The organism is Desemzia sp. FAM 23989, from assembly GCF_045528345.1.
Classification (GTDB): Bacteria; Bacillota; Bacilli; order Lactobacillales; family Carnobacteriaceae; genus Desemzia.
The window spans coordinates 71,904-82,517 of sequence record NZ_JBGQQT010000012.1; the positions used below are offsets into that span (position 1 = coordinate 71,904).

Annotated in this window: 11 protein-coding genes; 10 read left to right on the plus strand and 1 reads right to left on the minus strand. The window is 37.9% G+C overall.

Annotated features, from left to right (window positions below; genetic code table 11):
* Positions 1-15 precede the first annotated feature (15 nt).
* From fabG to clpX, 10 genes are all read left to right on the plus strand, one after another.
* Positions 16-753 carry a 3-oxoacyl-[acyl-carrier-protein] reductase gene (gene fabG / locus ACEN36_RS08350; RefSeq protein WP_407097201.1) on the plus strand — a complete coding sequence of 246 codons (738 nt, stop codon included), beginning with the start codon at positions 16-18 and terminating at the stop codon, positions 751-753.
* A gap of 21 nt (positions 754-774) precedes the next feature.
* Positions 775-2,013 (plus strand): beta-ketoacyl-ACP synthase II, encoded by a 1,239-nt coding sequence (fabF, locus tag ACEN36_RS08355; protein ID WP_407097202.1) that lies wholly within the window; start codon positions 775-777, stop codon positions 2,011-2,013.
* On the plus strand, positions 2,014-2,490 hold the full coding sequence (gene accB / locus ACEN36_RS08360; RefSeq protein WP_407097203.1) for an acetyl-CoA carboxylase biotin carboxyl carrier protein: 477 nt from the start codon (positions 2,014-2,016) through the stop codon (positions 2,488-2,490).
* 55 nt (positions 2,491-2,545) lie between these two features.
* Positions 2,546-2,968, plus strand: coding sequence for a 3-hydroxyacyl-ACP dehydratase FabZ (fabZ, locus tag ACEN36_RS08365; protein ID WP_204211168.1), 423 nt, complete (start codon positions 2,546-2,548; stop codon positions 2,966-2,968).
* 4 nt (positions 2,969-2,972) lie between these two features.
* Complete coding sequence (locus ACEN36_RS08370) at positions 2,973-4,340, plus strand: acetyl-CoA carboxylase biotin carboxylase subunit (protein WP_407097204.1); 1,368 nt, start codon at positions 2,973-2,975, stop codon at positions 4,338-4,340.
* Positions 4,341-4,381: 41 nt separating this feature from the next.
* Positions 4,382-5,233 (plus strand): acetyl-CoA carboxylase, carboxyltransferase subunit beta, encoded by an 852-nt coding sequence (accD, locus tag ACEN36_RS08375; RefSeq protein WP_407097205.1) that lies wholly within the window; start codon positions 4,382-4,384, stop codon positions 5,231-5,233.
* A gap of 40 nt (positions 5,234-5,273) precedes the next feature.
* On the plus strand, positions 5,274-6,056 hold the full coding sequence (locus ACEN36_RS08380; protein WP_407097206.1) for an acetyl-CoA carboxylase carboxyltransferase subunit alpha: 783 nt from the start codon (positions 5,274-5,276) through the stop codon (positions 6,054-6,056).
* 222 nt (positions 6,057-6,278) lie between these two features.
* A complete protein-coding gene (locus tag ACEN36_RS08385; protein WP_407097207.1) occupies positions 6,279-7,241 on the plus strand; it encodes a hydrolase in 963 nt (320 codons plus the stop codon).
* Positions 7,242-7,404: 163 nt separating this feature from the next.
* A complete protein-coding gene (tig, locus tag ACEN36_RS08390) occupies positions 7,405-8,685 on the plus strand; it encodes a trigger factor (RefSeq protein WP_407097208.1) in 1,281 nt (426 codons plus the stop codon).
* Positions 8,686-8,929: 244 nt separating this feature from the next.
* Positions 8,930-10,183 carry an ATP-dependent Clp protease ATP-binding subunit ClpX gene (gene clpX, locus ACEN36_RS08395; RefSeq protein ID WP_407097227.1) on the plus strand — a complete coding sequence of 418 codons (1,254 nt, stop codon included), beginning with the start codon at positions 8,930-8,932 and terminating at the stop codon, positions 10,181-10,183.
* Positions 10,184-10,417: 234 nt separating this feature from the next.
* Here the strand turns inward: clpX and ACEN36_RS08400 are convergent.
* A partial coding sequence (locus ACEN36_RS08400) for a transposase domain-containing protein (RefSeq protein WP_407126355.1) occupies positions 10,418-10,614 on the minus strand: 197 nt, incomplete at its 5' end.

Below are 10,614 nucleotides of genomic sequence, written 5' to 3' on the forward strand. Positions count from 1 at the left end.
AAAAAGGATGAGGATATGAATCTAAAAAATCAAACTGTTATTGTAACTGGAAGTTCTAGAGGAATTGGAAAAGCTATTGCTGTAGAATTTGCGAAAACTGGCGCAAACATCGTTTTGAACGGTCGGAAGCCGATAGCAGAAAGTTTGTTGAATGAATTGGAAAGTTTAGGAGCTAAAACGCATACAATCTTAGGCGATGTAAGCGACTTTGATTTTGCTCAAAAGTTGATTGAAGAAACGAAAGAAGTTTTTGGTAGTGTAGACGTGCTTGTGAACAATGCCGGTATCACAAAAGATATGTTGTTGATGAGAATGGCAGAAGAGGATTTTGACCAAGCCATCAATATCAATTTAAAAGGGACATTCAATACGATTCGTCATGCTTCAAAAGTGATGCTGAAACAAAAAAGCGGCACAATTATTAATATGTCCAGTGTTGTGGGCTTAGTAGGAAACGTTGGCCAAGCCAACTATGCAGCCAGTAAAGCTGGTGTTGTGGGTTTAACTAAATCAGCAGCACGAGAATTAGCAGCTAGAGGAATCACTGTTAATGCGATTGCTCCAGGTTTTATTGAAACAGAAATGACAGATGTATTGTCAGATAAAATGAAAGAACAAGCTGTTGGTCAAATTCCATTGAAACGTTTTGGAAACGTGGAAGATGTAGCCAGATTAGCAGTCTTTTTAAGCGAAAACCGCTATATTACAGGCCAAGTCATCAATGTTGACGGTGGAATGGTCATGAACGGTTAATAATAAGGAGGACGAACACAAATGAATCGTGTAGTCATTACAAGTATGGGTGCAGTTACTCCATTGGGTAACTCAGCTGAAACCTTTTGGGAAGGCTTAAAAGCAGGAAAGAACGGAATTAAAGAAATCACTAAATTTGATGCTAGCGAAACTGGGATCTCAGTTGCTGGAGAATTAAAAGATTTTGATCCAAAAAATTATATGGACCGTAAAGTTGCTAAACGTATGGATGAATTCTCACAATATGGGGTTGCAGCTGCTGTTCAAGCTGTTGAAATGAGCGGTATTGATGTAGAAAAAACAGACATGGATCGTTTTGGAGTCATTGTAGGTTCTGGTATTGGCGGATTGAACGCTATGGAACAGCAAATCATTAAAATGCACACTAAAGGTCCACAACGCGTTGCTCCATTGTTCGTACCTTTAGCAATTGGAAACATGGTAGCTGGAAATATTTCCATTGCCATTGGTGCACGTGGAATCAATACGTCTATCGTTACAGCATGTGCATCAGGAAACAACTCTATCGGAGAAGCTTTCCGTAATATCAAACATGGTTATTCAGATATTATTATTGCTGGCGGTGCAGAAGGAACGGTAAATGAAATCGGAATCTCTGGTTTTGCAGCATTGAATGCTCTATCAACTAGTACTGATCCTGATCGTGCGTCGATTCCATTTGACAAAGAGCGTCATGGTTTTGTTATGGGTGAAGGCGCCGGCGTATTGATGTTGGAAAGTCTTGACCATGCTATTGAACGCGGTGCTACTATTTATGCAGAAATCGTTGGATATGGTGCAACCGGAGATGGTTATCACATGACAGCTCCATCACCAGATGGCAGCGGAGCAGGTAGAGCGATGAAATTAGCTATGGATGAAGCAAATATTCAACCAGCGGATATCGGATACATCAACGCTCATGGAACAAGTACTCAAGCCAATGATTCATCAGAATCGAAAGCCATTAAATACGCTTTAGGGGATGCAGCTGAGCAAGTAGCTATCTCAAGTACTAAGAGTATGACGGGTCACTTATTGGGTGCTGCTGGTGGTATCGAAGCAGTAGCTTGTGTGAAAGCTTTACAAGAAGGCTTCCTTCCTCCAACCATCGGTTTACAAGTAGCGGATGAAGAATGTGATTTAGACTACATTCCAAATGAAGGTAGAGCAAAAGAGATTCAATACGCTCTAAACAATTCATTAGGTTTTGGTGGACACAATGCCGTAACCTTATTTAAAAAATGGGAGGGAAAATAGATGGACTTTAACCAAGTAAAAGAGTTGCTGCATTTGGTTGATCAGTCTTCTCTAAAAGAATTTCAATTGCAAATGGACAACGTAACCGTTCAAATGAGCAAAAATTCTGCTACTTCTCAATCAATGACTAAAGACACAAAAATTGAAACAATTAGCCCTGTTGTAAACGAAACAGCTTACAACAACGAAAGCAGCTATCAATCCGTCACTGTGAGGGAAACGGAAAGCACTCCGGCTGCCGCAGGGGAAGAGATTTTATCTCCGATTGTAGGAGTGGTTTATTTATCTCCAGAACCAGGAAAACCTGAGTTTAAAAAAGTAGGAGATACTGTAAAAGTTGGCGAAACACTTTGTATTGTAGAAGCTATGAAAGTAATGAATGAAATCAAGAGTGAAGTAGATGGAACGATTACTGAAATTCTGATTGAAGACAGTCAAGTTGTAGAATACAACCAAGCGTTATTCAGAGTTGATTAGGGCTGATTTAACCGCTTTTTACATTATTTAAGGAGGAATTTTAGAAATGACTAAAATGAATATAGCAGAGATCCAAAAATTAATCCCCAATCGTTTCCCAATTTACTTTATCGACCGTGTGGAAGAAATGACACCTGGTGAACATGTGGTAGCATTAAAAAATGTCACCATCAATGAAGAAGTTTTCCAAGGGCATTTCCCTGGCGAGCCTGTATTGCCTGGAGTTTACATCTTAGAAGCATTGGCTCAAGCTGGATCGATTCCTCTATTGTCACTAGACAGATTTAAAGGACAAACAGCTTATTTAGGTGGAATGAACAAAGTTAAATTCCGTAAAAAAGTTCAACCAGGCGACCAGTTGATGTTACATGTAGACATCGTGAAATTAAAAGATTATGCAGGAATCGGTAAAGGTGTCGCTTACGTTGACGGGAAAAAAGTCTGCGAAGTCGAATTGACATTTATTATCGGACGTTAAGCCTATGTTAAATAAAATTCTTATTGCAAATAGAGGCGAAATTGCCGTACGTGTGATACGTGCGTGTCAAGAACTGGGGATTAAAACAGTCGCCGTCTATTCCGAAGCAGATCGAGACGCTTTACACATGCAATTAGCAGACGAAGCTATTTGTATTGGACCTGCAAAAGCAACCGATTCGTATTTGGATATGCAATCTATATTAAGTGCAGCAGTAGTCACAAACGCTCAAGCGATTCATCCTGGTTTTGGATTCTTATCTGAGAACAGTACGTTCGCGACTATGTGTGAAGAAATGAATATTGTTTTTATTGGTCCAAAACCGATAACCATTCATCAAATGGGAGATAAAGCAAATGCCAGAGAACTAATGATCGAAGCTGGTGTACCTGTTATTCCAGGTAGTGAAGGATTCATTCATTCTATGGATGAAGCTAAAACTGCAGCTAAAAGTCTTGGGTATCCTGTGATGCTGAAAGCCAGTGCTGGCGGTGGCGGTAAAGGGATGCGTCGTGTAGCGAATGAAGAAGAACTAGAAACTGCTTATGTGAACGCTAAATCTGAAGCAAAAGCTGCTTTTGGAAATGATGATATGTATATGGAAAAAATCATTGAACATGCGCGTCATATAGAAGTTCAAATTCTGGCGGATAATCATGGGAATGTGATCCATCTTGGAGAACGTGATTGTTCTTTACAACGTAAAAATCAAAAAGTTATCGAAGAATCTCCTTCTGTAGCGATCGATGAAGAACAAAGACAGTTGCTAGGAGAAACTGCTGTAAAAGCAGCTAAATATGTACATTATCAAAATGCGGGAACGATTGAATTTTTGTTAGATGTAGATAGCAACTATTACTTTATGGAAATGAATACCCGTATACAAGTAGAACATCCCGTTACGGAAATGGCGACTGAAGTAGATATTGTCAAACAGCAAATTTTAATTGCTTCTGGTCAAGAATTGTCTTTGAAACAAGAAGATGTTAGACTAACAGGACATACGATCGAGTGTCGTATCAATGCTGAAAATCCAGCGTTTAATTTTGCTCCTTCCCCTGGAACATTAAACTATTTACTAGTTCCTTCAGGCGGGCTCGGTTTGCGGGTGGAAAGCGCCATGTACCAAGGTGCTGAAATCCCTCCTTATTATGATGCGATGATTGCAAAAATCATCACTAAAGGTGCGGATCGTCCGGAAGCCATAGCTAAAATGAAACGTGCATTAGGTGAACTTGTTATAGAAGGAATCATAACCAATCAATTCTTTCAGGAAGATTTATTAAATGATGCCACTTTTATTAGTGGAGAATACGACACTAGTTATTTAGAAACGGATTTTCTTAAAAATTGGGTGCCTCGTATTGATTAATTAAATCGAAGAAAGTAAGAACTTTTTACAGAGGTGATAAATTGAAACTGTTTAAGAAGAAACGAGTGTACATTCCCATTCATGTGGATCGAACACAAACCGAAGATACAGCGATTCCCGTTGTACCAGACGGAATGTTTACCAAATGTCCTCAGTGTCATAAATCAATTTATACCAAAGATTTAGGTCATGATAAAATCTGTCCAGAATGCGGATATTCATTTAGAATTTGTGCAACCGAGCGGATTCAATTGATTGCCGATGAAGGCAGCTTTGAGGAATGGGATAAAGTGATGGAGCAGTCAAATCCGTTAGAATTTCCCGGATACGAAGATAAATGGCAACAAGCACAAAATAAGTCCGGCTCGAATGAAGCAGTTGTCACGGGTAAAGCTGCAATAAATAGCCATCATACAGTCATCTGCGTAATGGATTCGACGTTTATGATGGGAAGTATGGGTCACATCGTCGGAGAGAAAATTACGCGTGCAGTTGAACGAGCTACAGAAGAAAAATTGCCTGTGATTATTTTTACTGCTTCTGGTGGTGCCAGAATGCAAGAAGGGATTATTTCTTTAATGCAGATGGCTAAAATAAGCGGAGCTATTGCGCGACATAGCGAAGCCGGTCTTCTGTATATCACTGTGTTGACAGACCCTACCACAGGCGGCGTAACAGCTAGTTTTGCTATGCAAGGAGACATTATTTTATCTGAACCTAGAGCATTAGTTGGATTTGCTGGGAAACGTGTGATCGAACAAACCATTAAAGAAAAATTGCCTGATGATTTTCAGTTAGCTGAATCGGTTATGGAAAATGGATTTATCGACCAAATCGTCCCAAGAAGCGAATTGAAACAAATGTTGGGATCAATACTTAAATTACATGAATAAAACAGCTTTTTAAACAGCGTTGACAAAGAAGGTGCCCTAAATGGAAAAAGCCATTGAAATCGTAGAACGCGCGCGAAAAATATCCCGTTTAAACACGCTGGATATCGTATCAGAAATTTTTGAAGATTTTATAGAATTACACGGTGATCGTTTATTTCGTGATGATAAAGCTATCGTTGGCGGAATTGCTACTTTAAATGGTACAGCAGTTACGGTGATCGGAAACCAAAAAGAACACGAACTCAAAGAAAATATTCGTCGCAATTTTGGTTCTCCTCATCCTGAAGGCTATCGAAAATCATTGCGTTTGATGAAACAAGCAGAAAAATTCAACCGTCCTGTCATCAATTTTGTGAATACTGCCGGAGCTTATTGTGGCGTTGAGGCAGAAGATAGAGGTCAAGGAGAAGCTATTGCACGAAATCTTCTCGAAATGAGTCAATTAAAAGTTCCTATTCTTTCGATTATTCTTGGAGAAGGTGGAAGTGGCGGAGCTTTAGCTTTGGCTATGGGAAATGAAGTATGGATGATGGAGAATTCAATGTATTCTGTATTATCGCCTGAAGGATTTTCGTCTATTCTTTGGAAAGATGCTTCACGAGCTAAGGAAGCAGCAGAAGTAATGAAGCTGACACCAGATGACTTAATGGATTTGTCTGTGATAGACAAAATTATTTCTGAATCTATCGAAGGTGAGCGTCTGGCCCAAGAACAAATTCTCGCTACCTTAAAAACAGAGATAGCCGACTTTTTATCTGTTGCGTCCAAGAAAACAGCTACAGAATTAGTTAATGAACGGTATAAAAAATTTAGAGCGTTTTAAAATAACTAGACAAAAAAACTTATCTTTCTATTTTATAGTAGAAAGATAAGTTTTTTCGTGCAGCAAGGATTTTATTCACAGAACTTCGTGTGGTGTGTTAAACTGAAAACATACGTTGCAGCAAAGTTGCTGGTGTGAATAATCAACCAGCTGCTCTCTAAAATTGAGGAAGCTAAAAAAACTTTTGCTAGCGCAAGCAAAATGGTGCAAAGAAGGTGAACCATGGGAGAACGGATCGATTTTCCAAATAATTATGAGCTGTATCTAAAAAAAGCTGTCAAAATGTTTCAAGTAGGCAATATAGAAGAAGCTTGTCGTTTTTTTAAAGAAGCATACGCTATTCGTCAAGAACCAAGTGTGAATGCCATGTATGTATCAGCACTGTATCAACTGGAAGACTATGAAACTGCAAAAGAGATCGCAGATGATAAAAAAGAACTTTATGAAAATGAAGAAAGTTTGTATAGTTTATACACTACACTTTTAATCAAAAATCAGTTGTTCGTTGAAGCTGAGCGAATTATCCAAAAGAAAACAGCACAACACAATCTGAGCACATCGACGAAAGAAATGTGGAAAGCTACTAAAATTGCTTTGGAGCACGAAAAAAACAAACAACAGCAAGAGAAAAAGAAACACAATCAAGAATTGTTGAAAGAGATATTAGCAATGGGGGATAAATCTTTTGAGCACCAAGCCGCTTTGGTCAAAGACATGAAAGAAATGGACAAAGAGTGGTATGCATTAGGAGCAAGAAGCATTTTAAGGAACCCTTTTGTCAATGAAATCGTAAAAAGTACGGTGCTGGAAATCTTAATTGATCATCAAGTAGACGAAGAATTTGAATTGTATTGGTTTGAGCAAAGAAGATTGGTCACTCCTGCAAAATTAACTTCATTAGAAGATGAAAGAGTCGTTGAAGCTGTCATTGAAGGATTAAAAGAAAAGTTTGAAGATGATAATCCCTCGTTGTATCACGCTTTGCTTCAAGAAATGAATTTGTATTTTTTATTGCTGCATCCTTATATTGAAGAAGTGATTACCGATGCTGACGAATGGATTTCCTTGAGCTTTAGACGGTACGACATAGAATCTAAAAATGAGTCTGAAGATGATAAGGAAATTCAAAAAATGGCTGATTGGATCAATCGATTGAATTTAGAAATTGAACAGATGTTATCTTAAGCTGTCTATAGATCAAAGAACGTCTATTACAGAGAAAAATTTCTTATTTGTCAGGGATTCAAAAGCAATTTTTATTTACAAAACCGCATAAGTAGTGTAATATGAAAAAGTATGCAAGTCTTCAAAAGACTATGAAAATAGAATATTTCGGAGGGTAATTTACATGACTGCAAAATGGGAAAAAACAGGAAAAAATGATGGTGTTCTATCATTTGAAATTTCACAAGAACAAATAACACAAGGAATCGATACAGCTTTTAACAAAGTTAAAGGTACGTTATCAGTACCAGGTTTCCGTAAAGGGAAAGTTCCTCGTAAAGTATTTAACAAAATGTATGGGGAAGAAGCGTTATATGAAGATGCATTGAACGCTGTCTTACCAGACGCTTATGAAGCTGCTTTAGCAGAAACAGGCGTTGAACCAGTTGACCAACCACAAATCGATGTGAAAAGCATGGAAACTGGAAAAGCTTGGGAAATTGAAGCTAAAATCACTGTAAAACCAGAAGTTGAACTTGGTGATTATAAAGGTCTTGAAGTTCCAAAACAAGACCGTGAAGTAACTGACGAAGATGTAGTTCAAAACTTAGAAAGCAAACGCAGCGCTCAAGCTGAATTAGTTTTAAAAGAAGAAGCAGCTGAAAATGGCGATACTGTTGTGATCGATTTTGAAGGATTTAAGGACGGCGAAGCTTTTGAAGGTGGAAAAGGCGAAAACTTCTCACTTGAATTAGGTTCAAACTCATTTATTCCAGGATTCGAAGACCAATTAGTTGGTAAAAAAGCTGAAGATGAAGTGGAAGTTAACGTAACTTTCCCAGAAGACTACCAAGCTGAAGACTTGAAAGGTCAAAAAGCAGTATTTAACGTTAAAGTTCACGAAGTTAAAGCAAAAGAACTTCCTGAATTAGATGATGAATTCGCTAAAGATGTAGACGAAGATGTTGAAACTCTTGACGAATTAAAAGAAAAAGTGAAAAAACAATTAACAGAAGCTAAAACAGCTTCAGCTGAAGAAGCTGTTGAAGATGCAGCTATTCGTCAAGCAGTAGAAAATGCAACAATCGAAGAAATTCCACATTCAATGGTACATGACGAAGTTCACCGTCAAATGGAATCCTTCTTAAACAACATGCAACAACAAGGTGTATCTCCTGAAATGTACTACCAAATCACTGGTACTACAGAACAAGACTTGCACAAACAAATGGAAACTGATGCAGAATTCAGAACGAAAACAAACTTAGTATTAGAAGCTATTGTTGAAAAAGAAAACTTTGAGCCTTCTGATGAAGAAGTTGAAGAAGAAATCAAAAATCTTTCTGAAGAATACGGTATGGAAGTGGATGCTGTAAGAAATGCTTTGACTCCTGATATGTTGAAACACGACATTTCATTGAAAAAAGCTATTGATTTAATCACTTCTTCTGCAGTAGAAAAATAATTCTATATCAAGTGCTGTTTTGATGAAGCACGTCAGTTAGAACAGTTTTAAGAGGTATACTCTTGGTATGTATAGGGACTGGGCCATAGGTTTTTTGGTCTGGTCCCTTTCTTACTCAATGAAGATCACCATGAGTAGCATTATCCCTTTTTTTATGCTATTATTTAAAAAGTTTGAACATTGTGCTACTGTAGAGGTGGTGTCAATGATTGAAACAGGAAACAGAATTGAGGTGTATGGGAACATGTTTAATGATGAAGAAACAAGTGGAGTCGTAAGTTGTTCATTCTGTGGAAAAACACAAGATCAAGTGAAGAAAATCGTTGCCGGTCCTGGTGTTTACATCTGTAACGAATGTATCGACTTATGCAAAGAAATCATAGATGAAGAATTTAGTGAAGTAGGTTATGGTGAATTCTTAGAAGTACCAAAACCTCAAGAAATTCAACAAATTTTAAATGAATACGTGATTGGTCAAGAACAGGCTAAGAAATCCTTGTCTGTTGCGGTGTACAATCACTACAAGCGTGTGAATCATATGGGTGAAAAAGAAGAAGATGGAATTGAACTGCAAAAAAGCAACATCTCTTTGATCGGACCAACTGGTTCTGGGAAAACATTCCTTGCTCAAACTCTAGCGCGTATTCTAAACGTTCCATTTGCGATTGCAGATGCAACCAGCCTTACAGAAGCGGGTTACGTTGGGGAAGATGTTGAGAACATTCTCTTGAAATTATTGCAATCAGCTGACTTTGATGTTGAACGTGCTGAAAAAGGGATTATTTATATTGATGAAATCGATAAAATTGCTCGTAAGAGTGAAAATGTATCGATTACTCGTGATGTATCAGGTGAAGGCGTACAGCAAGCTTTACTCAAAATCTTAGAAGGTACGGTTGCCAGTATTCCTCCTCAAGGCGGAAGAAAACACCCACAACAAGAATTTATTCAATTAGATACAACGAATATTCTGTTCATTGTTGGCGGGGCCTTTGATGGAATCGATACGATCGTTAAAAACCGCTTAGGAGAAAAAGTGATCGGTTTTGGTTCTGGTTCATCGAAGAAAAAAATCGACGAATCTAAATCTGTAATGCAGCAAATTATTCCAGAAGACCTATTGAAATTCGGATTGATTCCTGAATTTATTGGACGTTTGCCAATTATGGCTGCTCTGGAAAAATTAACAGAAGATGATTTGATCCATATTTTAACTGAGCCGAAGAATGCTTTGGTAAAACAATACAAAAAATTGATGGAATTAGATAACGTAGAATTGGAATTCGAAGAAGATGCTTTACGCGAAATTGCCAAACAAGCTATCGAGAGAAACACTGGAGCTCGTGGTTTGCGTTCGATTATCGAAAACTTGATGTTGGAAATTATGTTTGATTTACCAAGTCGCCCAGAAGTATCTAAATGTGTGATCACGAAAGAAGCGGTCGCAGGTACCACTGAAGCCATTTTCTATAATAATGAAGGCAAAAAAGTCGTTTAATAGTTTAATTAAACCTGTTACTACAGAAGATCAACCGGTAAAAAGGCTGATCTTCTGTAGTTTTTTTGCTTTATTCTTTATGGCTCATCATCTTCTAACGCTGGTAAAGAACTGTATTTCTAATAGGTTTAGTGTAAGAAGAAGGTAAGCCCGTTATAATGGACGCTGCAGAAAAAAAGGAAGACACGACAAAGAGCCTGATTTACTTTCAATTTTGAAATCAGGCTTTTTGGTCTATATTTTTAAAGGTTGGCAGGATTGAACGATTTTCTCAGACCATGGGAGATAGTCTCTGATAAGATTTGGATTTTGGATCAAATCCAAACCAGGAAGTTCCGTAATCAGCTTTTCTAGATATTGCCTAAAATCGATCTTGTTTGCTTTGCAGGTTTCAACCAAACTAAGATAGATGGCATTCGCTTTTCCGCCCC